The sequence below is a fragment of the Okeania sp. SIO3I5 genome, from assembly GCF_010672085.1.
In the GTDB taxonomy this organism is placed as follows: Bacteria; Cyanobacteriota; Cyanobacteriia; order Cyanobacteriales; family Microcoleaceae; genus Trichodesmium.
Genome location: NZ_JAAHHT010000034.1, coordinates 18,758 through 45,099 on the forward strand (window position 1 = coordinate 18,758; position 26,342 = coordinate 45,099).

At 36.9% G+C, this 26,342-nt stretch carries 18 protein-coding genes; 7 read left to right on the forward strand and 11 right to left on the reverse strand.

Going from position 1 to position 26,342, the window contains the following annotated elements:
- Nucleotides 1-219: 219 nt before the first annotated feature.
- A complete protein-coding gene (locus tag F6K40_RS10660; RefSeq protein WP_293135240.1) occupies nucleotides 220-1,281 on the reverse strand; it encodes an ABC transporter ATP-binding protein in 1,062 nt (353 codons plus the stop codon).
- Between the two features lie 749 nt (nucleotides 1,282-2,030).
- On the opposite strand from F6K40_RS10660, the gene F6K40_RS10665 reads away from it, so the two are divergent.
- The 3 genes from F6K40_RS10665 (at nucleotide 2,031) to F6K40_RS10675 (ending at nucleotide 4,250) form a co-directional block, all read left to right on the forward strand.
- Nucleotides 2,031-3,071: a M48 family metallopeptidase gene (locus F6K40_RS10665; RefSeq protein ID WP_293135243.1), complete on the forward strand. Its 1,041-nt coding sequence runs from the start codon at nucleotides 2,031-2,033 to the stop codon at nucleotides 3,069-3,071.
- A gap of 171 nt (nucleotides 3,072-3,242) precedes the next feature.
- Nucleotides 3,243-3,578, forward strand: coding sequence for a photosystem II reaction center protein Psb28 (gene psb28 / locus F6K40_RS10670; protein ID WP_293135246.1), 336 nt, complete (start codon nucleotides 3,243-3,245; stop codon nucleotides 3,576-3,578).
- 162 nt (nucleotides 3,579-3,740) lie between these two features.
- Nucleotides 3,741-4,250 (forward strand): MogA/MoaB family molybdenum cofactor biosynthesis protein, encoded by a 510-nt coding sequence (locus tag F6K40_RS10675; RefSeq protein WP_293135249.1) that lies wholly within the window; start codon nucleotides 3,741-3,743, stop codon nucleotides 4,248-4,250.
- A 160-nt stretch (nucleotides 4,251-4,410) separates the two neighbouring features.
- Here the strand turns inward: F6K40_RS10675 and ctpB are convergent, their stop codons facing one another.
- The 3 genes from ctpB to F6K40_RS10690 all read right to left on the reverse strand — a co-directional run bounded on the left by ctpB (nucleotide 4,411) and on the right by F6K40_RS10690 (nucleotide 7,068).
- Complete coding sequence (ctpB, locus tag F6K40_RS10680; protein ID WP_293135252.1) at nucleotides 4,411-5,733, reverse strand: carboxyl-terminal processing protease CtpB; 1,323 nt, start codon at nucleotides 5,731-5,733, stop codon at nucleotides 4,411-4,413.
- A gap of 477 nt (nucleotides 5,734-6,210) precedes the next feature.
- Entirely contained in the window at nucleotides 6,211-6,456 is a 246-nt protein-coding gene (locus tag F6K40_RS10685; protein WP_293135255.1) for a hypothetical protein, read from the reverse strand.
- Between the two features lie 153 nt (nucleotides 6,457-6,609).
- Complete coding sequence (locus tag F6K40_RS10690; protein ID WP_293135258.1) at nucleotides 6,610-7,068, reverse strand: MAE_28990/MAE_18760 family HEPN-like nuclease; 459 nt, start codon at nucleotides 7,066-7,068, stop codon at nucleotides 6,610-6,612.
- Nucleotides 7,069-9,006: 1,938 nt separating this feature from the next.
- On the opposite strand from F6K40_RS10690, the gene F6K40_RS10695 reads away from it, so the two are divergent.
- Together F6K40_RS10695 and F6K40_RS10700 are read left to right on the forward strand one after the other, a co-directional pair.
- Nucleotides 9,007-10,017 carry a CobW family GTP-binding protein gene (locus F6K40_RS10695; RefSeq protein WP_293135335.1) on the forward strand — a complete coding sequence of 337 codons (1,011 nt, stop codon included), beginning with the start codon at nucleotides 9,007-9,009 and terminating at the stop codon, nucleotides 10,015-10,017.
- An 8-nt stretch (nucleotides 10,018-10,025) separates the two neighbouring features.
- The gene (locus F6K40_RS10700) at nucleotides 10,026-10,514 is read left to right on the forward strand and encodes a helix-turn-helix domain-containing protein (protein WP_293135261.1); all 489 of its coding nucleotides are present in this window, start codon (nucleotides 10,026-10,028) and stop codon (nucleotides 10,512-10,514) included.
- 5 nt (nucleotides 10,515-10,519) lie between these two features.
- Here the strand turns inward: F6K40_RS10700 and F6K40_RS10705 are convergent, their stop codons facing one another.
- The 3 genes from F6K40_RS10705 to F6K40_RS10715 form a co-directional block, all read right to left on the reverse strand.
- On the reverse strand, nucleotides 10,520-10,642 hold the full coding sequence (locus F6K40_RS10705) for a hypothetical protein (RefSeq protein ID WP_293135264.1): 123 nt from the start codon (nucleotides 10,640-10,642) through the stop codon (nucleotides 10,520-10,522).
- 88 nt (nucleotides 10,643-10,730) lie between these two features.
- On the reverse strand, nucleotides 10,731-11,798 hold the full coding sequence (locus F6K40_RS10710; protein WP_293135267.1) for an MAE_28990/MAE_18760 family HEPN-like nuclease: 1,068 nt from the start codon (nucleotides 11,796-11,798) through the stop codon (nucleotides 10,731-10,733).
- Nucleotides 11,799-11,804: 6 nt separating this feature from the next.
- Complete coding sequence (locus F6K40_RS10715; RefSeq protein WP_293135270.1) at nucleotides 11,805-12,980, reverse strand: DUF262 domain-containing protein; 1,176 nt, start codon at nucleotides 12,978-12,980, stop codon at nucleotides 11,805-11,807.
- A gap of 338 nt (nucleotides 12,981-13,318) precedes the next feature.
- On the opposite strand from F6K40_RS10715, the gene F6K40_RS10720 reads away from it, so the two are divergent.
- Nucleotides 13,319-13,483, forward strand: a complete 165-nt coding sequence (locus tag F6K40_RS10720) for a hypothetical protein (RefSeq protein WP_293135272.1) — start codon at nucleotides 13,319-13,321, stop codon at nucleotides 13,481-13,483.
- Here the strand turns inward: F6K40_RS10720 and F6K40_RS10725 are convergent.
- Nucleotides 13,469-19,084, reverse strand: coding sequence for an alpha-2-macroglobulin family protein (locus F6K40_RS10725; RefSeq protein WP_293135275.1), 5,616 nt, complete (start codon nucleotides 19,082-19,084; stop codon nucleotides 13,469-13,471). The genes F6K40_RS10720 and F6K40_RS10725 overlap by 15 nt on opposite strands.
- A gap of 1,568 nt (nucleotides 19,085-20,652) precedes the next feature.
- Between F6K40_RS10725 and F6K40_RS10730 the strand changes: the two genes are divergently transcribed.
- The gene (locus F6K40_RS10730; protein WP_293135278.1) at nucleotides 20,653-21,366 is read left to right on the forward strand and encodes a response regulator transcription factor; all 714 of its coding nucleotides are present in this window, start codon (nucleotides 20,653-20,655) and stop codon (nucleotides 21,364-21,366) included.
- A 769-nt stretch (nucleotides 21,367-22,135) separates the two neighbouring features.
- Here F6K40_RS10730 and F6K40_RS10735 read toward each other — a convergent pair.
- The 3 genes from F6K40_RS10735 to F6K40_RS10745 all read right to left on the reverse strand — a co-directional run.
- Entirely contained in the window at nucleotides 22,136-22,477 is a 342-nt protein-coding gene (locus F6K40_RS10735; protein ID WP_293135281.1) for an NfeD family protein, read from the reverse strand.
- A 660-nt stretch (nucleotides 22,478-23,137) separates the two neighbouring features.
- Nucleotides 23,138-23,278 carry a hypothetical protein gene (locus F6K40_RS10740; RefSeq protein WP_293135284.1) on the reverse strand — a complete coding sequence of 47 codons (141 nt, stop codon included), beginning with the start codon at nucleotides 23,276-23,278 and terminating at the stop codon, nucleotides 23,138-23,140.
- Between the two features lie 26 nt (nucleotides 23,279-23,304).
- Nucleotides 23,305-26,342 (reverse strand): CHAT domain-containing protein (locus F6K40_RS10745; RefSeq protein ID WP_293135287.1); only part of this gene is annotated, 3,038 nt, incomplete at its 5' end.

Genomic DNA, 26,342 nt, shown 5'->3' on the forward strand with positions numbered 1-26,342 from the left:
CCATGATGAAAAAAAGACACGGCTTTCAAGCTCTCGTCCGTCTCTCGTAAAAACTCGAAGTAGGGTTTGGAGACCAAACCCCTACGAGGAATGAATTGTACCGATACTACCGGATTTAATATAATTTTGTGAAATTACTGAGCATATCCAAGTTTTGAGTCTATAAAATCTTAATGCATGAATTTTAACTTTTGAATTTTGAAAATTGAAGCGATCGCCTCAATTTTCCCAAGGGTCAGGTAATTGACTTTTATCCTTTTTCAGTTCAATATTTCCCTCAGATTTTTCTTCATCTACAACAGAATTTGTAGACACTTCAACAGTTGAATTTATAGCAATTTCACCTGTAGTTAAACCTAAGAAAACATCTTCTAAACTAGCACGAGTTCGACGTAGTTCACATAAACCTAAACCAGCAGTAACTATAGTATGAGAAATTTCTTTTCCTGGTTCTATTTCTGGTTCACATTTTATTTGTAATCTAAGGCGACTTTCATTATCTGATTTAATTTTTTCTAGAGATTGAATTCCCGGAACTTCAGCTAATAACTTTAATCCTGTTTCTATCTCCTGAGTTTCTCCCTCAATTTCCACTTCATATCCCCACCCACTTGCCAATTTATTACTCATTTCTTCAGGAGTACCCGTAGCTACAATTTCACCGTGATTAATAATCGCCACTCGATTACAAGTCATACTAACTTCCGGCAAAATATGAGTAGATAAAATAATTGTATGTTCTTCAGCCAAACTTTTAATTAAATTTCTGACTTCAATAATTTGTCTAGGGTCAAGACCAACAGTCGGTTCATCCAATATAATTACCTGGGGATCGTGTACCAAAGCTTGAGCAATACCAACCCTTTGTTTATATCCTTTTGATAACTTTTTAATCAAAACTTTTTGCTTATCTAATAACCCACATCTTGTCATTGCCAACTTAACTCTAGCAGAGCGATCGCCCGCAGGAACTCGTTTAATTCTAGTTACAAAAAATAAAAATCCTTCTACTGTCATTTCTGGATATAAAGGTGGTATTTCTGGCAAATAACCAATCAATTGTCGTACTGCCATCGAATCTTCATGAACATCATAACCAGCAATTTTAGCTGTGCCACTTGTAGCAGGCAAATATCCAGCCAAGATTCGCATTGTTGTAGTTTTACCAGCACCATTAGGACCCAAAAATCCCAGTATTTCTCCCTGTTTTACAGCAAAAGATACTTCCTTCAGTGCTGAGGTTGAACCGTAAATTTTGCTTAATTTTTCAACTTCAATCATTATGATTTTATACTCCTAAAAAAATTACTTTAAACTGGTCATAATAAGGAAGGCAGAGGGCAGAAGGCAAAAGGGAAAAAATAAAGTGAGAAGGTAAAAAAAATTTCATCAAGTAATTATCCAGATTCCATATTAAAATGGGATTGGGAGACCAAACCCTTACAGTTTTTTTTCACAAATCATTTAGGATTACCATAAGATAAATATAGTGAATAAGACATAATATAAATATAGGGAAAAAGCAGATCTAAAATTAAATTTTAGCAGTCATGTCTCTGACGTTGCTGATGTGTGGCTATGATTTTTGTGGCATTGTAGAAACCGGGTTTGTATTAAATATCAATGCCTTACCGAAATAATTAATAATTAAACAATTAAATAATTCAGGTTTAAAGCCTCTCGAATAAAGAGGAAAAAATTGATTTTTTCCTTTTAGTCAATCCTCTCCATAAAAGGGAGAGGTAATTATTCATTATCCATTAATGAAGATATCTGTCTCCAACAACCCCGGTTTCTGATAATACATTTCCTTAGATTTCATAGCTTGATTCACTAACACCCCCTGTCTCTTTCTACTTTTAACCTACCGCAGAAAAAAATTAGTTTAACCTTCGGTTGAAATATAACTATCCTAAAATAAGTTGTAATATTTTATTGTAAGGATTTGGTGTACAAACCCAAGCGCAAATAGGATTTGGAGACCAAACCCCTACAGTTTTTTTTCACGAATAATTTCTTATGGCTATATCATGTTAAAAATCAAAACTATATTAACTACATTAGCAGCAATTATACTTCTCCTACCTATCAATCAACTATCAGTTAGAGCTAACCTTACTTCCTCAGAAAATTCTACTCCAACAAAACAGATAACCAACACTGAACAACCAAAAAATATATATCAACAGGCCAAAGCAGAACTACCTGAAGACTTCTATGCACTATATAGAATTATGGAGCGCATTGCCAGGGCCAATAAACTTGATGAGAAACCTTGGCGGATCATAATTGTTCCAAAGTACAACATTAATGCTTTTGCCACTAACGTTAACCTTATTGCTACATACGATGGTATTTTAGACCAACTTGCAGGAGATGCTTCGGCAATAGCTTGTATTGTTGGCCATGAAATGGCACATCACACGGAAAGACATATAGCTTTAACTCCTGTGGAAAAAGCGGCCTTAATCAAAAAAATTGAACAAGAAGCTAAACAAAAAGCTTTGATAAAAAGGCAGAATGCTCAAGCACAGGCAACTGTTATGTCTATTGGAGGTAGTGTAGCAAGAATATTCGGCGGAAGAACAGGCAGAGTTGGTGGTGTTGTATTGGGTAATGCTAGTCGTCAACGCTCGAAGGCAGCTCAAGAAAAAATAGATGAAATTGTTGCCCAGAAAAAAGAAGAATTGGAACAAACCTTGGCTGAAGACAGTCGTCAAAGAGAATTTGAAGCTGACGAAGTAGGATATTTGTATTCAGCAAAGGCAGGTTTTGAAGCAGAAGGTTGTTTAAGGGCAATGAAAGTTTTAGGCCAAACACCAAGCGCTGAATTTGATACTACTCATCCTGCTGTACCTAAGCGTATTGAGGCTCTGAAAGATTTGATGGTCAAGTTTCCAGCTACATCTCTAGCAGAAGAAGGTAAAGCTCTTATTTCTGAAACTAAACCTTTGACTTATGATTTATCTAAGGATGGAGTATCTTTAAGAGTTAATTCTAGTCGTGGTGGTTCTTCTGTAGATGATGTAGAACGATTATTTGATCGCTATAGCAACAGCCAGGGCGATTAGGACATAGACTGATGATGAATCTTAGACTAGGAAACACTTTCCCAACTGTTCCCTGTTCCCTGTTCCCTGTTCCCTGCTATAAATATTCAAAATTTGGTAGTTCTAAAATAGTGATGAAGATTGTGTTTATAATGATAGTTTAACGATTGCTTAAGGATTAAAAAGATAGTTATGACTGTAATTCAATTTATTCAAGGTATTGATGAAGAGGGTACTGAAAAAGTACGTTTAACTCGTTCTCGTGATGGTAATCAGGGAACAGCTACATTTATTTTTGAAGATCCCAAAGCTTTAGGCCAAGATGTTACTCAAGAAATTACAGGGATGTATATGATTGATGAAGAAGGCCAAATGATTACTCGCGAAGTTAAGGCCAAATTTATTAATGGTGAGCCTAAATTCCTTGAGGGATTTTATGTTATGAAGTCTCTGCCAGAATGGGAGCGCTTTATGCGGTTTATGGAGCGTTATGCTGAAAAGTATAATTTAGGATTTGACAAAGCTTGATTTGTTCCCCAGGCCAGTAAGTAACTTTTGAGTCTGGGGTGAACTGCTAAAAGTCAAGTGTCCAAAAGACATCTCTGAAAAAGGTCTTGACACCTCGCTATATCATCCTCTGAAGCTGAGTAATTCGCTTTTTAAGTCATCATAATATTTCTTATATTCCTTATGGATAAACAAATTCCTCATCCTACTCCTCTAGATATTACTGTCCGTTGTGCTGTGATTACTGTGAGTGATACTCGCACAACAGAAACAGATAAAAGTGGTCAGTTACTCCAGGAAATTCTCAGAAGTGCTAGTCATTCTGTGACAGAATATCTGATTATCAAAGATGAAAAATCGGCAGTAGTAGCACAAATGGAATCTCTATATCAGCGAGAGGATATAGATGCTTTAATTTTTAACGGCGGAACAGGAATAGCTCCCAGAGATACTACTTATGATGCTATTGAAAATTTATTAGAAAAAACTTTACCTGGTTTTGGAGAATTATTTCGGTGGTTGAGTTATCAAGAAATTGGTTCCAGAGCGATCGCTTCTCGTGCTGTTGCTGGTGTTTATCAAGGTAAGTTAGTATTTTCACTTCCAGGTTCTAGCAATGCAGTCAAACTAGGGATGGAAAAGCTAATTTTACCAGAATTAATTCACTTAGTTTTGCAACTTCGTCAAAATTAGACCTCTGGCAAAAGTAAAAATTAAATCAATACTAGCTCTGAAATCAATAATTTCATCCCCTATTGCCTATTGCGTATTGCCTGACAACTGCCACGAAGTCTATTAAACTTGGATGAGCGATCGCTCTGAGCAACCTAAGATCAAATCAACACTCCTAGATTTAATTTTCTTGTTCCCGTATTTCTTCTTCCCGTAAAACTAACGGGCGAAACAAGACTTTATTTTTCAAAAGATTTACAGCTTGAGCATAATAGGGGTCTGAACCAGTAGCGATCGCTTCTGGTTTCCGATATAACCGTCGTTTTTGAGAGTCTGTCAAATTGATAACTACATCAGGAGTAACACCTTTTTTACTAATATCAGTTCCTTTCGGAGTATAGTAGTGAGCAATAGTTACTGCTAAACCGGAACCATCTGATAAGGAATGTACCGACTGTACCAAAGCTTTACCAAAAGTCTGGTCTCCCATTACTATAGCACGACCATTATCTTTGAGCGCTCCTGCTAAAATTTCACTAGCACTCGCTGAGTCACCATCTACCAAAACCACTGTCGGTTTATCAGTCAAAGCGGAACGGTTTGCCCGTACTTCTTGTGTGTCTCCATCTCTATCAACGGTGCTGACAATGGCACCTTTATCCATCCACATCCGAGCAATATCTATACTGATACGCAATAAACCACCAGGGTTGCCCCGCAAGTCTAAAACATAACCATCAGGATTTTGATTATCCAACTCTTCTATTGCTCTTTCCATCTGTTCTCCAGCATGAGCGCTAAATTCTTGTAAGCGGATATACCCAATACGCTGATTTCCTTCTCGCTTGAGTTCGTAACGAACTGTTTGTAATTCAATTCTTGCTCTTGTCAAAGTCACATCAAATTCTCCATCTCCGGGACGCAGAATTCCCAGTACCACTCTTGTACCCACATCACCTCGAATCATTTTTGCTGCTGCTGATACACTTAAACCAGAAGTAGATTTACCGTCAATTTCTGTAATTTGGTCTCCTGGTAATAGACCTCCCTTCATCGCTGGAGAATTTTCCACAACATCTACTACAGCGATCGCCTTGGTCAGTTCTTCCTGCTTCAGTTGCATTCCCACTCCCGACATTTCCCCTGATGTTTGAGTCGTTAGAGCTTTAAACTGTTTTGGGTCTAAGAAACGAGTATAAGGGTCATCAAGTTGGTCCAGAGCATTCCGTAATGCCTCGTAAGCTTGTTCCTGGGAGGTATAATTTTTTTCTAATAAATTTTTCCTAGTAGCTTCCCAATCTGTATGATTAAAACTACCATCTACATACTCGCGGTTAACAATTTGCCATGCTTCGTCCAAAACTACTTTGGGACTATTTTCTAAATTTGCTTCAACAGGCTTACTCAAGCTAGGGGCCACTAAAGACAAAGCTGCTGTTGTGGCGATCGCTCCACTATATAGAATATTTTGAATAAAAGAAAAGTGTTTTGAAGCTAAGTTCATGGATTTTTTTTGGTAGTTGGACATTTATTTAGTTGACTTTCTCACTTATTTATGATATATAGAGAAGTTTTACTTAAGGAACCCTGATCTACTAGGATATAGGTTAGATATATAGATCATTGTATCTATAGTCACTTAAAAATTCCGTATTAGCAAAATTTTACGACTTAGGATTAAATAATGAACTATGTAGAATTAAGCTATTAACTAATAATTATTCTAGCTAAAAAATTCATAATCTCAACGATATTTGTAAAAATACTTAACTTATTTTATCTCAGTGTAGTTTTTGAAGCAAATACTTCAAAAAAATCAGCAAAAAATCAGGAAATAATCAGCAAAAAGTCAGAGAAAAATGTTTTCCAAAATTTAGAGATAGTTTGAGAGTTCATCAAAAATTTAAAGGTCTAGTTTTACCAAAAAAAAGGGTATGCGCCTCCCCTTGGATAGGGAATAAAAAAGAGAACATTCCTTATGTCAAGCCTCTGGGTTTCCTAGGTCATGCGGAGCAAACAGCGAGAGGTGCTGATAACTGAAATGAGCTTGTTTAAACTCGGCGTTGGCCACAGCAGACTTTGCTTCCTCAGCAAGTTGAGCGAGTTGGTCTTGAGAATTAGCAAAATTTTCTTCCCATTTTTTCTCATCTTGCTTATTGTTAATGCTCAGATACTCTACTGGACTCTTAATCCGTGCATCCGTGCCATAATCCGTGTGAGCAGTCATAGTTTTTTCTGGTAATTATTTCTTATTAGTTTAGCGGAGAAACAAAAATGATACAAGAACAAATCTTTAGAGCATTTTTCATAAATTTTATTCTCCTGAATCTGCAACTATTATATAAATATATAAATTTTTAATCCTGTTTTAGCATCTATATCAAAAAAGAAAAGCTTGTGGTAGTAATTCATAATTTTTATTTTCACTTGTTGTTCCATAAAATAGACCTATAACCACCTGATTTATGGAAAATTCTTTAAATCTATCTTTTTTAAATTCCAGCAGTATACGTCCCACACCTTCTCGATGAGTATTTTGAATTTTCTGATCTAATTCTAAATAATTTTCGACTATGTTTTGAAGATATTTTAGCCAACTTGATATTAAATATTCTACAAAATTTTCATAGATCGCATACAACCGAAGTACTGCACAATGTTCGTATAATTCCCAATCCTTATCATTAGGAACTCGCTTTACTAACTCTTCTAATTCAATAATTTCTGGATCATATTTGAATTTTTGTGTGTCTACAATTCCTTTTTTTGCTATTTTTATCAATCTATAATTGCTCTGAATAATTGCACTGATACTATCAATATTTATAGCGCTACGCATTAAGGTTAGGACATTCCTAAATCTTGTTAGCGGAGCATTTCCCTATACGAAAAACTCTCTGAGAGTTTACTATTCCCTATTCCCGTTTCGCGTAGCGCTATGCATTGACAATTTCCAGGATATTTTCAAACATTCTGAATTACTCTCCAATCACTTGTAAAAGCATATTTTCAAAGAGTTCGATTCTTTTTTGAAATCAGCTTTACTATTTTTGCCCGCACCTGTTAAAAGACCTAATTTATCTTCCTAAAATAAATTTTTTGTTTCTTCTATAACTCTAAATTTTTGAGAAACTAAGTAATAGTTCAGCTTTTGCTAAATGTCTACTCAAACCAACCATTAAAGCATCAGAATAAGCTTTAAAGGTAGTATAATAGACCTCTCCGGAAAAGAGGGAACAGGGAACAGGGAACAGGGAAGAGGGAGATATAATTGATAATTTATGGATAGTAATTGATTTTATTTTTAATTTTCGGAGATGTCTAATAATATATAGCACTACGCATTATAGCAATTCCCAAGAAGCGTGAGGTACAAAATTCCTTGGTTTTAGGGAACAGGGAACACTTAACTGGGAACAGGGAATAGGGAATAGGGAATAGGAAACAGGGAATAGGAAATAGGAACAAATAAAGATAGGTGTACCTCACGATTGCTGAGAAACGCTATAAGGTATTTGACATTTCTAAATCCTGTTTGCGGAGCATTTCCCTATAAGAAAAAGCCTTTAAAAGTCTGCTGTTCTAAGTTTTGTGTTCCCTGTTCCCTTTTCAAGTAGCGCTATAGTATCCTAAAAATACTGCTACTTTCAAAAAGAGTCTAAATTCTATGCCTGTAGACCCAATAACTACTACTTTTGCTGGTACTTTTGCTAGGAAGTTGCTTTATGAAGCCACCCGAGCTATTGCAGAGGGATTAGCCACAGGTTTTGTTAGGACTTTAGGAAAAAATTCGAGTGCTATTGTCCAACAAAGTAAGGAACAAGCTGAATGGATACAAGCACAATCTGAATACCTCAAGCGACGAGAAGAGAGAGAAAAACTCGCCCTCGAATTTGAATACCAAGAATTGCAACTTCAGCAACAAGATTTGCAGGATCGGCGCGAACTTGCTGGCCTACAACGGGAGTTGATGGAGAAGTTGCAGGCCGAGGCAGTTGAGGTGCAACTCAGCAAAATCCAAACGATGTGGGATTTGCGAAAGGGGTTCTCGAAATTGAGTCGTAAAGATGCTAAGGATATTTTGTGCGAGGAGCAGCAACAATATCGGTTGTTGTTGCTGGCATCCCCACCGAAAATTAGCAAAAGTTGCCCAGATTCTTTTCACAATGAATTGGAAGGTGACATTCGGAACGATTTAAAGGAGTTTCTGCATCAATATTATCCTTTGAATCCAGAGACGAGGAACTTCTCTCCTTGCCCGGTGAAGTTTAACGGAGATTATTTAGAGGTCCCGATTTTCGATACTGAGGTGGAACTGTTACACAAGCTGTTAGCATCGGTGCCGACGGTGGTGCTTTATTCTGAAGTTAGGGAGTACAAGGTGAATTTCCATATCGGGTATTGGGGATTGTACAATGATCGGGTGTCGCTGCTGCCGATCCAAGCATGGGATTGGGAACAAGCGCAGTCAGAACTGGAGAAGGCTGGTTTTGATGAAAAGAAGAGCTTGCGGATTATTCGGCAGATTATTGTGATGGTTCACAAATTGTTAGCAGCGTTTGTGGCAGATTTGTATTATCTTTATATTGATGGGACGGCGAGTTACGAACCGCGTTTGTTTGAATTGGGGGGGGAGTTTGCGCGGGAATGGTTTCCCGAGGAGTTGGTGAGGGATTTTATTGAGATGTTGCGGGAGGTGCAGCAACGGCAGCGAGAGGTTTACGAAGCAGAGTTGGAGAGGCTAAGGTTAGAGAAGTTGGAGAGACTGAGGCTTGAGATGTTGGCAAAGTTTCCACTGATGGATGCTCCTAAAAAAGGTCTGCCTGTGAGTATTATTACTGGTTTTCTCGGTAGTGGCAAAACTACTTTGCTAAACCATATTATTTCCAAGCAAGAAGGTATTAAAACTGCTGTTTTAGTATCTGAGTTTGGTGAAATTATCATTGAGAATGAGTTCACAGAGCAAATAGAAGAAATAGAAATCAAAGTAGAATCAGATCCTGGCGGTACGGAAATGGTTGTTTATGAGGAATTAGTTAATGCTATTTACAAGGTTTTAGAAGGACCAGAAAAAATTGATTATACAATAGTAGAAACTGAGGGATTGTCATATCTTTTAGAACTAGCATTAACTTTTTTGGGAAAAGAACTTCGGGATTTAACTCGCCTTGATTCTATTATTACGGTGGTGGATTGTGCTAACTACAATATTGATTTATTTGATAGTCAAGCAGCATACAATCAAATTTTATATAGCGATTTTATTTTGCTGAATAAAGTTGATTTGGTACATGAAGCAGATGTGGATTTATTAGAAGTAAAAATTCGAGACGTAAAAAAAGATGCTCGGATTATTAGGACTAAGAATGCTCAAGTTTCTTTACCATTAATTCTAAGCGTGGGTTTATTTGAGTCGGATAAGTATTATCAACCTCCACAAGAACCTCAAAGTCAAAAAGAGGAGCATTACCACTATAACGATCGCTGTAGTTTTTACTACTTAGAACATGATGAGTTTACTTCTTTTTCTTTTCAAAGCGATCGCCCTTTTTCTGTACCGAAGTTTCAAGATTTCTTAGACAATCAGTTAAGCGAAAATATCTTTCGTGGAAAAGGCATTCTTTGGTTTGAAGAAAGCGAATTGTGCCAGATTTTTCACCTGAGTGGCAAGCGGTTTACTATTGATGATGATCAATGGAAAGGTAAGCGTAAAAATCAATTAGTTTTCATCGGTAAAAGTTTTGATTATGATCAATTACGTTCTAATTTAGAAAACTGTTTGGTTTAGTTATTAAAATGATAGAAAAGCCAATTTTCGAAGAAAATAGTGGTAATGTATTTGCCGATCTTGGTTGGGACGATGCAGAGGAACTTTTTACACGAGGAAAAATAGGTATTCAGGTAATACGTTTGTTGAAAAAACGCCATCTTAAACAGGATGAAATTAGTGAAATCCTGGGTATTTCTCAACGAGAAGTATCTCATTTGATGAATGGAGAATTTCAAAGGTTTAGTGAAGGGAAACTACTTAATTTTCTCAAAGGACTTGATCTAGAAATTACTTTACACTTTCGTTCTCGCAATGGAGAAATTCAAGATATTGAGACAGCGATCGCTCGAAAGATACTTGACAATTTGCGTAAGTTCCGATGGACTCTTAATCCGTGCATCCGTGCCATAATCCGTGTGAGCAGTTTGAGAGTTCATCAGAAGTTTAAAGGTTTAATTTTACCTTGTTTAAACTCGGCGTTGGCAACAGTTGACTTCGCTTCCTCAGCAAGTTGAGCGAGTTAGTCTTGAGAATTAGCAAAATTTTCTTCCCATTTTTTCTCATCTTGCTTATTGTTAATGCTCAGATACTGTACTGAACTATTAATCCGTGCATCCGTGGCATAATCCGTGTGAGCAGTCATAGTTTTTTTCTAGTGATTATTTCTTATTAGTTTAGCGGAGAAACAAAAATGATACAAGAACAAATCTTTAGAGGATTTTTCATAAATTTTATTCTCCTGAATCTGCAACTATTATATAAATTTTCAATCCTTTTTTAGCATCTATATCAAACTTTAAACCAACTTCAATTTCACTAAAAATTTCTATTCTTTTCAAAGAAATATGATTAATTTTTATACTTTCAATTGTAGCCAAGCGACAATATGAAGATGTTTCCCTAACTAAAAAAATACTTGTTCCTATAGAAAAGCTACCTTCATTAATTTTTGCTACTGCTGCCTTTGGTGTCTTATACCATTCTGTAACTTCACCAATTTTTTGGGCTTTACCTGTAGAAATTTGCTTTTGAATTATTTGATAAGTTACTAATTCTGCTAAAGCTTGACATAAAGCTTTAATAAAGTCACATAAATCTAGTAACTCTTGAGTCCCTAGAATCTGATCGACAACTCCATGAGCTGCTTCATTTCTATAGGAAATTAATTGATTAAGTTCTTCTTCAGCATTGTTTTGATTTCCTCTAATTTCCTCTATAAAATTTCTGACTTTTCTGTGTTTTACTACCCATTGCCAGGTATTACCTATTCCAGCATCAGCGAATAATTTTTCTAGTACATCTTTCCGTAAATTCTGGTCATGTAAAAGAAAAGCTTTTGGCAACAACTCATAATTTTTATTTTCATTTGTTGTTCCATAAAATAGACCTCTAATGACCTGATTTATGGAAAAGTCTTTAAATCTATCTTTTTTAAATTCCAGCAGTATACGCCCCACACCTTCTCTATGAGTATTTTGAATTTTCTCATCTAATTCTAAATAATTTTCGACTATGTTTTGAAGATATTTTAGCCAACTTGATATTAAATCTTCTACAAAATTTTCATAGATCGCATACAACCGAGTTACTACTGCACAATGTTCGTATAATTCCCAATCCTTATCATTAGGAATTCTTTTTAATAACTCTTCTAATTCAATAATTTCTGGATCATCTTTTAGTTTTTGTGTGTCTACAATTCCTGTTTTTGCTATTTTTCTTAATCTATCATTAGTTTGAATAATTGCACTAATACTCTCAATATTTACATTGATAATTTCCAGGAGATTTTCAAACATTCTGAATTACTCTCCAATCACTTGTAAAAGTATATTTTCCAAGAGTTCGATTCTTTTTTGAATATCAGCTTTACTATTCTTGCCTGCACCTGTTAAAATACCTAATTTATCTTCCTGAAATAAATTTTTTGTTTCTTCTATAACTCTATATTTTTGAGAAACTAATAGTTCAGCGTTTGCTAAATGTCTACTCAAACCAACCATTAAAGCATCATAATAAGGTTTATCAGAGCTTAACTTCCAAGTGTTGGATTTTGGGTCGAAAGGTTTAAATAATTTTTCTTCATAGAGTTGGTGAGCTAATTCAATAGTTTCTATAAAAATCCCTCTGAGCAATTCAATATCTTCGTCAGAAAATTGCTGACTTTTTATCATGTAAAGGTCTAGGAAACCTTCCATTCCATTCCGGAAATAATCCAGATTTCTCAGAGCAAAAAAACGCAGCACTAATTCAGCATCTTTCATTTTTTTATAAAGATGATTTTTCTCTAGTTCTGGAACTTCTTCTGTAGGTATTCCCCAAGCTTCAGCAAATATAGGGTGACGTGATAATTCCAGTAAAAGTTTATTCATTTTCCCATCATATAAACAGTTTCTTACTTCCTGTTTACTTAAATCTACTCCCTCAGTATTAATACGTTCAAAAGCAAGCTGTTTTAAAAACATTGCTTCTTCCGGGTGAGTTTTTGACTCTGTAACAACTGTAATAATTGATATGGAACGGCGGTCTATTCCTCTCTTAATTGTTGAATCAATTTCTTGATAAGTAAGCCCGTTTAATTCTGACCAAAATTCTAGTCCAGTTAACTTTAATTTATTTTCATAAAAATCTCTAATCGCTGTAATTCTCTGGTGACCATCTATAACTTCAGGGGTACTATAACTTTCTTCATAAAGAATAATTGGAGGTACAGGAATATTAATAAGAAACGACTCAATTAAACGGGATTGCTTTTGTTTATTCCAACGGCTTATTCTTTGATAAAATGGTCCTAAATCCATATATCCAGGTTTCATTAATGCTTGTGCAAAACTCGGAAGTTTTTCCCGGCTAATTTTAGTAAGTATTCTGTTTTCTCTAGAATGATATTTAGCAACAATATCAATTGTAGACTTCCCATTTTTGGTTTTTGGTGCAGCTTTTTCTTGCCACATTTTTTGTTCAATTGGTAATAGTGACATTTTTTTGTTTTCCTAACTCTAATTTATTATTGTAGAACTAATTTACTATTTATTATAGTAATTAAAAAACCGGTTTCTTCAAGAAACCAGGTTTTGAAAATGACAGACTACTTCACGACTAAAGTCGTCGTCGCCGATCGCCCAAATTCTTCGGGTGCATATTAAGACCTAACCCCCCTACCCCCTTCCCTGCTAGCGTTGGGGGAGATGTTTTCCGTGAAGAAATTGGTAGTCCTACTTGCGTAATGGTATATGGGAATGAGCAACTCTTAGTACGGGAGCAAGATGCTCCCACTACGAAGAAATCTTGGTGGTGGTGCTGAGGAATTGTAGAGAGAGTGTGGGAGGTGTGGGAGGTGTGGGAGGTGTGGGAGGTGTGGGAGGTGTGGGAAGAAATTACAAAACTTATGTATCTTCGCCATTCCTCAGCAGGACTACCGAAATCTTCTCCCCTCTCCTCGCAGGAGAGGGGTTGGGGGAGAGGTCAATTACTTCACAACTAACATCGTCGTCGCCGATCGCCCAAATTCTTCGGGTGCATATTGTAGTCGTGCTTCTGCTCCAGGCCATATAAATGTTCCGGGAGTCACAGACCTGACTAAATAGTGTAATGTATACACTCCAGGGGTTAAACGATCTGCATAAGCTTCGACTCGATCGCGATATATCTGTTGATATCCTATTTGCCAACTATCTGCTTTTGCCTCGACAGCAGAAGTGGCAGTTTGGAAACTGGTGTCAACTGCTTCTAAACCTGCTGGCAGTGGATCGTTAATAACTACATGATCTACGGGGCGATCTGTAATAATTTCGACTCGAATATCAAAGACTTGCCCTGCACTGACATCTAATGTTGATGGCGCTTCAGATAGATCCATTCGTTGCAAGACGGATGTTTCATGCAAGGTACGTACGGTATTTGCCGGACGAATTTCCCGCGCTACTCGCAAACCGTTGTACCTTCCTGGTTGGTTTCCTGGGAGGCGATAACTGTATTCAACTAAATAGTGCAGTTTGCCTTCTCCTGATTTTTCCAAGACTAAATCTGATTCACCTTTTGGCAAGCTATCTATTGCTACATTCACAGATAGATTCGGATTTTCATAACCTTGAAAACGGGCAGCATCTAATTGTTTGCCAGATAATTTGGCGGTGGCGACAAAGTTGGGGGGTGCGGGTTGGGTATTGCTATAAGTAACTAACGCCGTCAATGCTTCGGCATTATCATAAGTTGTGCGCCAGGTGCTGTCGCGTCGCAGGTTGAGCAAACTTTGTAATAGTCGATCTATTACTTCTGGTTTGGCGTCGCGGGTAATAAATAGTCGCAATGCTTGAGACTGACTTGCCGTAGTGGAATTCATCCATCCCCAGGTGGCGGGTAAATTTAATGTGGCGCTACGTCCTGTTTCATAGACGCTTTCCTGAATTTCGTTAAACATTTCCTCTGACTGTTTGCGCCATTTAGGAAAGGTGGAGAGGTAACGAGCTAATTTAATTTGGTCTACCTGGGGCAGTTTTTCCCGTTGTTGATAAATATCTGATAGAAAGCTATTGCGCGTGTCGCCTAATTCCGATAATGCCATCAAGGTATTTAACCGGACTTGATTTCGACAAAGTTGTTCACTGCAATAATCATATTTGCCTGGATCTGCTAATAAGTCGTTTAAGTAACTCCGCAGACGACTTAACATTGAGTCATCCACTAAATCTGGGAATGCTTTTTTCGCTTGAGCGATCGCCTCCGCAGCATAGGGAGTCAAATAAGGATTAGAATCTTTTCGCCCTGGATAATAAGCAAAACCACCGTCTGGCAGTTGCAACTTTTCTAATTTTTCTAATGCTAGTTTTGCCTGTTGCTCCGGGTTAAAGTCTACAAATGCTTGCTCGTATTTTTCAGCTAAAATTTCTAGGTTGGAGGCGATCGCTAACTGACTTGCCACAGGTTCGAGAAATGGTAGTTGCTCTTTTTCCAAGACTGTTTTTGCAGGAGCAGTAATTTCTGGTATCAGGGTACTCGCCAAAGAAATTTCCAGACCTCCCACATCTGGCATCACATTTTCCGTAATATTCAGAGGAATTTGTACTTGAGAGTCAGTTTTCCCAGACTCCACCACAGTTTCACTTGCTGCCAACGACTGCACTGGTAAAGTAACTTCCAATCCATCAGTGTTCGTATTATTCAAATCTGTCGTAAATAACATCTTTGCCTCACCCGGTTGTTTTGCCTCCATCGGGAAACGGTAAGCATTAGTACCGGAGTCTGCATTTGTTCTTAGAGTTTCTGTAGTTTGGGAATTTTTAGCAAACAAAATATTCTGAGTAACTTCCCCATTTATTTTTAGACTGCCTTTTTTGCCAGTGTTATTGGTAACTGCAATGCCACCCTCAAATTTATCGCCGATACGAGCAAACTGAGGCAAAACAGGATTTGACATTAAAGGTTGAGTCGTAATAAAAGTTGCCTCCCCATTACCAAAATGTAAATCTCCATCTGTGGCAACAGTCATTACGCGCCAAGTTGTCAGATCGTCTGGTATCTTAAAACTTACCGTTGCTTTACCTCGCTCGTCCGTCATTACAGATCCATTGTAATAAGCTAAAGACTGAAAATCTTTGCGGATGCGAGTACCAGCAGCACCAGAGGATAACCCACCGCCAAAACCCCAACCTTTTCTTAGGGATGTTGCCATTTCTGCCATTACTACTTCCTCGCGGTTATCGTTGAAACGAGTAGATATTGGTTGCTCCGCGTAGACAGTCTCCACTAAGTCTGGTGGTCGATGACCGCTGAGTTGCAAGACCGCTTCATTCACAACCATTACCGTAAACTGAGCTTTAGTTGGTTGCCCTTGACTATTTTTGGCAACCAAATCCACAGTTTCTATTACCCCCGGTTCCACTTCCGGACGTTGGGGTGTCACTTCCACATTTAAGTATTTGTCTGCCAAATCAATTTTGAATGGAGCAAAACCAACTTTCGTCAAATCTTCGACGCTTCCAGGTTCGACATTTTCCAGTGGTTGACCTTGACGCACTAATACCGCTTGCACCGCAGCATTAGGCAACATATTCTCTGTGACTTGAAATTGAATTTCCGGTGCGCCACCTGTAACTTTTGTAATTTTTTCGTAGAGGGGTTTGTCGCGCACGACGGCAAAATATAATTCTCCTTCTGGATAGGGCGACTGAATTAAAGCGGTGACAGTTTCTCCTACTTGATAGGTGTCTTTGTCGAGTTTGATTTCTAGACGGTTTTCATTGCGACCTCCCCAATAAACTTGCCCTGCTCCGGTTGCCCAAATTTGAATATCGGTGGCAGTAATGTCATTCTCAGCATTGGCAAAGTTGGCGCGGATGCGATAACTACCTGATTCTGGTGCGGTGAGGTTGACGGTTTTGGGTTTGTTGCCAGTCTTAACTTTTTCTGTGGCAACGGTTTTGTATTCAACCTGATATCTGGGGTTGCGACTACCAGCAACTACCTGGGTGATAGTGCTGTATTCCATTTTTTGTAATTCCAGCAGAATATTTTCTCCAGAAAGTGTTTTTCCTTCAGAATTAGTCACAATAATTTCTACCGGAAATTTTTGATTAGCTTCGGCAACAAATTTACTTTTTAAACCTATTAACTTCTCACTTGGTAGAGCAGTAAATGTTTGAGTATCAGCTACAGAAAGATTAGATATATCTGTCACTTCCACATCTACTTGATAAGTCATTGGGTAAGGTAAATCTTTCCCGACTGTAAATATTTGATTATCCGCACCTTTATTATCTAGCACTACATTTTTTTGCAGTACATTATGAGGAACAGTCGGCGCTTCTGCCGGCCAAAACCATTGACGACCAAAATCAAATTCTTGCCAATCTTTGGGAGTAAATTCTGTTTTTTGGCGAGTCAGATAATATTTAGCCTTTGCTCCTTGAACTGGCGAACCAAACAAATAATTACTTTCAGCTTCCGCGCCAATTTCTTCACCAAGAAAAGCAATTTGTTGATCAAGTTTCAGGTCTACTTTAAAATTAGGTGGTTTAAATTCAGCAACCCGAAATTGCCCGTAAATTTCTACGCCATTTTCTCCTTTAGCCTCCACATTGTAATAACCCAATGCTTGATTATTATCCAGAGGAATTTCTAGGGAGAAAGTACCAAATTTATTAGTCGTTTGAGTACCTAAATTTTTATTATTACCATCTGGATTATTTAGAGTAACTTGATAATCTATATTTTTAGCTTGTTTCAAGTCACCATTTTCCAAATAATAAGCAGCTCCAGTCAACCAAACCTTTTCCCCAGGTTGATAAAGTTCTCTATCTGAAAAAATAGTACCCCGCGATTCTGGTTTTCCACTATCCCAACCAGAATAAATGCCATAACCATAAGTACCACTATATTCTTTCGTACTGGCAAATGCCCAATCTCGATCTTCTTTGGCAATTACTAATAATTTTGGTGGTTGAAAAAAACGCTGACCGTTCATACATTTTTTTAAGTCTGTCTTACTCAAACTTAGCAGACCAAATTCATCAGTTTTTCCAGTCGCACAAGCAGTCGGTTTAGGTCGAGATTTTGCATTTAATTGAGATGGATAAATCTCCACATCTGCCACTGCCGGAGAACCATCATCCAGATGATTTACTTTAATAATTCCCGACTCTGGGAACCACTGAGAAAATACTCCCAAATTTGTTAGTTGTACTAATCCATAAAATGTTGGTTCCTGCCATTTTTGTTCACCATTTTGTTCATAAGAACTCGTCCGTGCTTGTACTCCATAAGCTAACATTCCGGTCTGACCACCGAGTTGTTCTCGTAGGGGAACTGCTACTTCAGTAATTTGATTTTTTTCCCCATAAATAGGATAACTTTTCCACCTTCTAGTTACGGGTAATAAGTTCTTCCTATTTCTTCTAGGATAAGCTGATTCTGTGTAAACTAAATCTGTTGGTTGTACAACTTTATAAGCCGCTTTATATTCTGATTCAGGCAAATTTACTGTAGAAATATTCAGTTGTAAATTTTGACTAGACGGAAAAATATTTAACCCACCAGGTACAGAAATATCAGCAGATAAATCTCCCGTTTGATAATCTAATACCACCGGCTCACTCAATACTTGCCCAAACTTATCTTTGACATTTGCGCCGATAGTAATTTTATAGTTTGTATCCGGTTCCAATAACCAAGGATTCAGACTAACAATATTATAGTTATCATAAGCTTGAATCAGATTTTTAGTCTCTTTTGAAGCAGGTTCAATTGTGATATTTTCAACTGCCGAACTAGGTACAACCCCATGATTAAATTCCAACATAGGATTACCGTTAACAAATCTATCACTTCCCTTAGAAAATTTGAGTTGAGAAAATTCAAAATCAGAGTAAGTTTCTACTTCACTAACAAAAGGAGTTTGACTAGACAAATTACCTTTCAATGGCTGAATACCAGAATCAAATTCCAACCGATATTTAGTACCTTTTTCCAGAGTTACTTCGGGAGTAATCAAATAATTCCATTGACGCCCAGAAGAGTCAAATTCTTCTCTGGAAAATTCTTCTTCATCAGCAGTTTCTAATCTTTCTAAACTAACTGTAAAAGGTAAACTTTCTGTCTTACCGTCTGGCAAAAATTTTAAATTTTCTGTAATTGAATCTAAATCCAATTCCACATTTGAAGTAAATTTGAGAGTCGGATTCAGATCGATCGCTTCTACTCTCCTGTTGTCTTTTTTGCTAGTTGGCAAATTCGTTAGTTTGACCGCTTCAGTATTAAAAGTCCAGGCTAAATCTGCATCTAATTGATGATTTTTCAAGTCAGACAAACCAGCTTTCAAAGTAACTTTTATTCTCGTAGATTTAGGAAAAGCTTCCGCTGGTTGAAACCCTACCATTTTCGGAGTCAAAAACCGGAATTCACCCGGTAATTCCGGGAAGATTTCAAACTGCTTTAACTTTTCCTGTTGTTGTGGAGAATCTAAAACTTCCAAAGGAATTAAAGCATCTTTAAACCGAATCCGAATTTGATTTAAAGTTGCTGCTTCTCCCGTCGGACTAATCTGTTCTATCCACTCCGGTAGTCGAGGAGTAATTATTAAATCTACCATAGGTAACTTTTCCTGCTTTGAGGTAGTGCTAAAAATACCGCAAGCTCCAATCACAAAGACCAGGAATAATCCAAAGAGAAAATGTTTCCAATATTTAAGAATCATATTTGTTTGATTTGAGAGTAGTTTTTATCAATGGATAATGGATAATGGATAATTGATAATTTAAAATTGATAATTAGAGATAGCTTTTATTAATCTATAATTGATATTTTCGTGATAGTTTTCATTATCCATTATCCATTAAAAAGATTTCCTTATATTCAATTCAGTTACGGTTTTAACCAGAGGTAATTATCCATTATAAATTAATGAACCACAATTATTAAGGGTTGAGCGACTGAATAGAATATACTGTTTAATCTATTTATGGTCAAATATTATATCTCTAATAGTGCAAATTGACAATTTCAACAATTCATAATCATTCCTTCAATTTTATCGACTGTTTATATAGCAATCCTAAATAGGTTGTAACAATTCAAAAACTAGAAATAAACTCCGAAACTCTTCCCTATTGCCTATTCCCTATTCCCTATTCCCGAAAAGCGGTAAGATTTTTATACACAAATACATTAGAGGATTGCTATAGTGTCAAATAAGTATTAAAAGATTAAGGATATGAGCCACAGTTTAATACTTTCCTGAATTTGCTCTACGAGAAACTAAGCGATCGCCTCCGCAAATAAAGAATTATAAAGAGTAAGTAGGGAGCAGGGAGTATTCATTAATGGATAACGGATAATGGATAATTACCTCTCCCTAAAAGGAAAAAATTTATTTTGTTCCCCTTTATTGGGGAGGCTAAGAAAGCTGAATTATTTAATTATTTAATTATTAATTATTCGGTCATAAAGAATTAACTATTTATAGCTAAGAAAGAATTGCTTCTTGACAATTACTTAAGAAACCGAGTTGGTCGGAGATTAATATCAGCAAGTGTAGGGTATTGGATACTTTCCCCAGTTTCTCTGCTTTTAAGTCGGGCTTGCTGATTAAATATAAAAGCATTTACAGAGCAAGGTTTTAGTCATTTTAATTCGTGAAAAAGTACCAGTTTTTCGGTTAAAATAGCTGCATAAAGTCAGCACTTTGGGGTAATCTCATTTCTCTGTAAAAATGCGCTTAATAATTATTACTAAAGCCTGAATTTTTCCAATAGTTGTTATCTTTTATTAAGCGCAACATCAGGTCGAAATTGTATAACTATGGCAGAAAAATCAAGGAAAAATTATTTCTCCTGCTTCCCACACTTCCCAGACTTCCCACACTTCCCAGACTTCCCACACTTCTCACCCTTCTCACCCTTCCCACATTTTCCAGTCATTTGAAGAAGAAAAATATAAGAACCTTTTGACGATTCACCGTTCAGTTTGCCATAATTGCCCTAGCAGTTAAACTTGTAAAGTAATATCATGTCCGGTTGAATAGTTATAAATAATTAGGGAGGAGTCAGGAGACTTGAGACTTGAGACTGGAGAAAAGAATGTACTAGGAGAAAGAAGTGTTTTGATCACGCTCTTATCCGGACATGGTATAACAATATAAATAAAGAGGATAGTTTTAATATGGTATCTATTAAAATTCTTGTGGTTGAGGATGACTCAGCAATTAGAAACTTAGTTCATCGCTATTTAAATCAACAAAACTATCGAGTAGAGTCCGTAGAAGATGGTGCAAAAGCTTTAGTTTTGTTCAAGGAATTTCAACCAGACTTAGTTATCTTGGATATTAATTTACCAGACACTACTGGTTTTCAACTTTGTCAGGAAATGCAAAGTTATAATGATGTATTTGTACTGATGCTGACGAGTTTAGCTGATGAAGCAGATAAAGTCAAAGGTTTTGGTTTAGGTGCTGATGATTATCTCACCAAACCATTTGGTTTAGTAGAACTTGGTGCTCGTATTAGAGCAATTTTGAAACGTCAAAAATCACCTTCTCAAAAAAAATTAGAGCAATTAATGTTCGGGGATTTAGTGTTAGATTCTACTACTAGAGAAGTTAAATTTAAGAATAAAATTATCCCTCTAACTCATATACAATTTAACCTTTTATTTTGTCTTGCTAGTAAACCTGGCTATGCTTGGAAACGCTCGGAAATATATTATAAAGTATGGGATAGTCAGTGGGTGGGAGACCCAAAGTGTTCTGATGTACATATTGGTCAGATTCGCAAAAAATTTAGAGAATCTGGCTGTGATTTTGAATATATAACAACTGTTTGGAAAGTTGGTTATAAATTTGAAACTCCTCCAGAAAATGATTCTCTAGAGGAGTAAGAAATGTTAATTTTAAAATGTAATAATTAGGGTTTGCTGAAAAAGTATACGCGAGTAAGGGTAGGAGTCAGGAGACAGGAGACAGGAGACAGGAGGAATGGATAATTTAGAGTTGCTAGTCGGATATTTTATCCCTTGGTTTTTCTGCCTCGCGTCAACCCTTTCATCCTAACTTTTTTAGCTTTTTAGAATAAAATCCCTGTACTTTTTCAATGCCTAAAAAGGCTTTAGTCTTTGTATGTAAATGCTTTGATATTTAATCAGCAGAGCAATAATTATCAAAATTTTGACTATAGGAATCATATTGAAAAATTAACAGTCAAATTATTGCCCGTTGCCTATTCTCTATTCCCTTACCGAAAAATTTGGGTTTAAAGCCTCCCCTTGGATAGCGGTCGAGGGATGCCGAGGTCTCCTCGGCATATCCAATCGACCAAGAGAGGGGATAATAAATAAAAATTTTCATAATTAGTCAATCCTATCCGTTTTCAAGGAGAGGTAATTATTCATTATTCATTATTCATTATTCATTGTTGAACTCATGCCTAGAAATAAAACCCACACAGATATTTCAGTGTGGGAAGATGAGGAATAAAAAAAGACATCTCCTGAAAATAAATTTGCTCTTTTTTTACTATAAACTAGAGTTGTAAAATTTACTCAACACATCATTTTCCCTACCTTTTCAGTCAAAATATCTTCCCTGTTCCCTACTTTTACAAAAAGTCTATATCTTTTTCGGAGATGTCTAATAGATATATAGTTAAAATTACAACAAAATTAAGAGTAGTAGTAAGAAATTACCGAGAACGAATAAAGGTGTTGCAGGAGGTAATTTTTTCTTGCCTTGAGAAGGATAAGCATCATCATTATTTGGAAAAGTATCTACAATCAGAGTAATATTATCATTACCTAACACATACACAACTTCTTCAGGATAAACTGTAATTTCTTGGAGACATTTAGCATTCCATACACTACCTCGATAGCGGATTCTACCAATTTCATTAGGTTGAATTATTTCATCAACAACTGCTTCCTTAGACATAGTTAATAGATATGGGTTATTTTCGCTAGAAGTTTTGAAAACGCCATTGATAGTATTTAACATTTATATACTCCTTATTTAGAATTTAGAATTTAGAAATTTGCTTGTGTATTGCTTTAGTATTCTTGGAAAGCTTTAGTATTCTTAGAATTAAGGGTATTAACCCCAAAAAAACTTAAATTTTTTGTAGATATTCCTTGTGGAATAGGCATCTTGCCTGTTATGGAATAGGCATCTTGCCTGTTATGGAATAGGCATCTTGCCTGTTATGGAATAGGCATCTTGCCTGTTATGGAATAGGCATCTTGCCTGTTAGGTTTACCAGCGGACATGATATAACTACGATAGAAACTTTAGTATTAATTTTGTCTACATTTGAATATTCGGTCTTCCCAGTTGTAAATCTGGAAGTTTTTCTCGAAATTATAGCGCTACTTGAATCGGGAATAGGGAATAGTAAACTGTCAAAGGGTTTCAATATGTATAAATGTCTTAACCTTAATGCGTAGCGCTATAAAAAATAGAATCCGGGTAATTAGTTATTGTATCTCTGAGGAGTCAGGAGTGGGGGAGTGGGGGAGTGGGGGAGTGGGGGAGTAGGGGAGTAGGGGAGTAGGAAGTTATGTATTTTTGACTATTTGGAGATATCTGTTTGGTATCAATGCCCAGGATGTTGATTTTTGAGTAGCGCAATTTTCTGTGGGAATTATGCCAGAAAAAGGTTTAAAAATACTCTAATACACCTCCAATAACCGATCCCCCCACACCTCCCACACCTCCCACACCTCCCACACCTCCCACACCTCCCACACTCCCCACACTCCCCACACTTCCCACACTCCCCACACTCCCCACACCTCCCACACTCCCCTACTCCCCACACCTTTTTCTTACCAAGGCGAACCGATCATTGTAAATGCTGCCCAATAATAAGGATGAGATAAATCCCTCTTACCTCCCCTGACTAACTCCGGTGGTAAAGGCAAATATTGATTACCATTTCGGAGTATATGACCATCTTGTAAATCCACATCTCCCTTTAACATTGCCAATTGAGCTTCTCGTAATGCTTCTGCTTTTATAGGTCTTTTTGACAAATTCCGATAAAACTCAGTCATTAAAGCTAATGTACCAGTATCACTAACATACCAAAGACTTGCCAAAGCAGACTTTACTCCTGCTTGGACTGCCAATCCCGCAAAACCTAACTCAGCATCTTCATCTCCCACAGCAGTAGTACAAGCACTCAAAACCAATAATTCCACCTGGGGACTATACAAACGTAACTGACGCAACTCATTTAAGTGTAGCTTAGTATCCCAAAATTGAATATAAGAATTGTCAGCACCTCCTGGATGAAATTCTCCATGAGTAGCTAAGTGAATAATTCTGAATTTTTCTTTGTTGCGTTGCTGCTTCAAATTTTCCAGAGTAAATTCTTGATTTAAAAAAGACTTACCACGCCAAAGATTATTGACAATGGTTTCAAGTTCTACAGGTACTGCAGGTAGAGGAGTTTGGTTAGCAGTCGCAGGAAATTCAGATGCTCCCATTGCTAAAACTTGAGAATCATTTAATCCCACATATCTTGTATCGGTTAAACTAAAACTAGGAATTAAACCCAAACTATATTTTTCTACTAGGAATTCTTTGTCATCACCATCATATAAAGCTGCTATGGGAAGAGTTCGCAAACCACTATCCATTGAAAAAATTGTCATGTTTATATCGTGATTTGCCAATTCTTGAGCTATTGGTTCAATCAACCATTGATATAATTTTTGAGCATTTGATAAATAATCGTCAGAATCTAATTGACTAGGGGTTCTAATTTGGTTAGTGAATTTTTTAGCAACCTCAATTACCTCCTCCCTGCTTTTGTTGATACTTTTAACGATTGGTTTACCATTGGGCAAAAACAATTGTAGTTCTAAATAATCGGGTTGTGCAGAAACATATATAATTGCTGGTTTTATACCTATTTTGGCAACACTGCTGAGAGTATTACGGATATTTGCTGCTGTGGCAGTTCTCTTGGAGATATCTTTCCCTAAATAACTAGCAAATTCCCTGTCTCTGGTTAGTTCTATCTGGGATACGGTATCTGTTAAGCTAATTTGATGGAAGTTATTTTTGGGAGAAATTTCTGAGGCAGTAGTTGTAATATTTTCTTCTACGATTATGGTTGGAGTTGCTTTCTGGGAAGAGTTACCTTGAGCAGGATTTTCTATGGCAACTGTTTGATTAGACGCTGATGCAGTTAGACTAGAGTTTCTGTCTTCTAAAATATTAGACGCTGGTGCAGTTAGACTAGAGTTTGTGTCTTCTAAAATATTAGACGCTGGTGCAGTTAGACTAGAGTTTGTGTCTTCTAAAATATTAGACACTGGTTCAATTAGACTAGAGTTCGTGTCTTCTAAAATATTAGACACTGGTGTAGTTAGACTAGAGTTTGTATTTTCTAAAATATTATTTGTCTCTGGATTTTCCAAAAGAAGTTGAGAATTATTAGTTTGTTCTAATTCTACTGTGGTTTGATTTTCATTTTCTACAACAACTAATGGGGGAGGAGCAGTTTGTTCTTGTGAATTTATTGATGATTCGATATTATCTACATTTTCTGTGACAGAGGTAATAGGTTCGGAATTGTCTAAAACTGGAGAACTTGGTTCCGGTTCTTGAGATGCTATCTGTACTTCCTGGTTTGTATTTAAGGATGGTTCATTATCTTCCTCAATAGGAATTTGAGTTGTTTCTACCTCAATATTGTCTGATGCTTCGATTAATTCTGGATTTTCCAATGGTTCGTTTAATTCTGGATTTTCCGATGCTTCGTCTAATTCTGGTTCAGTCACTTCTGCGGTTTGGTTGTCTTCGTTAGAATTGCTAGACTCTGTTGAGTCTGGTTGGGGTTGACTTTCCTGACTTTGTGATTCTGTTGTATCTTCGGTATTTTCAGTATTTTCAGTATTTTCGGTATCTTCGGTTGTGGTTTCACTAGAGTTGTCGTTCTGTGGTTGAGAATCTTCTATTTCTTTGAGAACGAAACTATTTGGTAGAGAGCGATCGCCCGAAATAGTAATTTTTCCATCTGTAATTGCTCCAACAGAACCGTTAGTCGTAGCATCTCCTACGGTAAATGTTTGTCCTGTACTAATAGCAATATTTCCTCCTGCTAATTCTCCAGCGGTAGAAATGCTGGCAAGATTCTGATTTTGGTTGAAAAAAGTACCTGTTATTCTGAGAGTATTGCCGGTACTTATTTCTACATTTCCTCCAAGATTTCCACCTTCTGCTTGTATAGATACAACTTCAATATCATTTTCCGCACTTAATTTCACTTCCCCTGCATTTCCTGATGTCGCGCTGGAATTTATTCTATCTGTGGTGAGGCGATCGCCTGACTCTAGATTTATCTTTCCTCCTGTTGTTGTTCCTTTTGCTTCTATCGCTCCAACTTCAATATTATTTTGCGCATTTAATTTTACTTCCCCTGCATTTCCTGATGTGGCGCTGGAATTTATGCTATCTGTGGTGAGGCGATCGCCTGACCCTAGATTTATATTTCCTCCTGCTGTTGTTCCTTTTGCTTCTATCGCTCCAACTTCTATATTATTTGTCGCACTCAATTTCACTTCCCCTGCATTTCCTGATGTGGCGCTGGAATTTATGCTACCTGTAATCAACAGATCACCTGCTTCTAGATTTACATTTCCTCCTGTTGTTCCTTTTGCTTCTATAGCTCCAACTTCTATATTATTTTGCGCATTTAATTTTACTTCCCCTGCATTTCCTGATGTGGCGCTGGAATTTATGCTATCTGTGGTGAGGCGATCGCCCGACTCTAGATTTATCTTTCCTCCTGCTGTTGTTCCTTCTGCTTCTATCGCTCCAACTTCAATCTGATTTACCGAACTTAATTTCACTT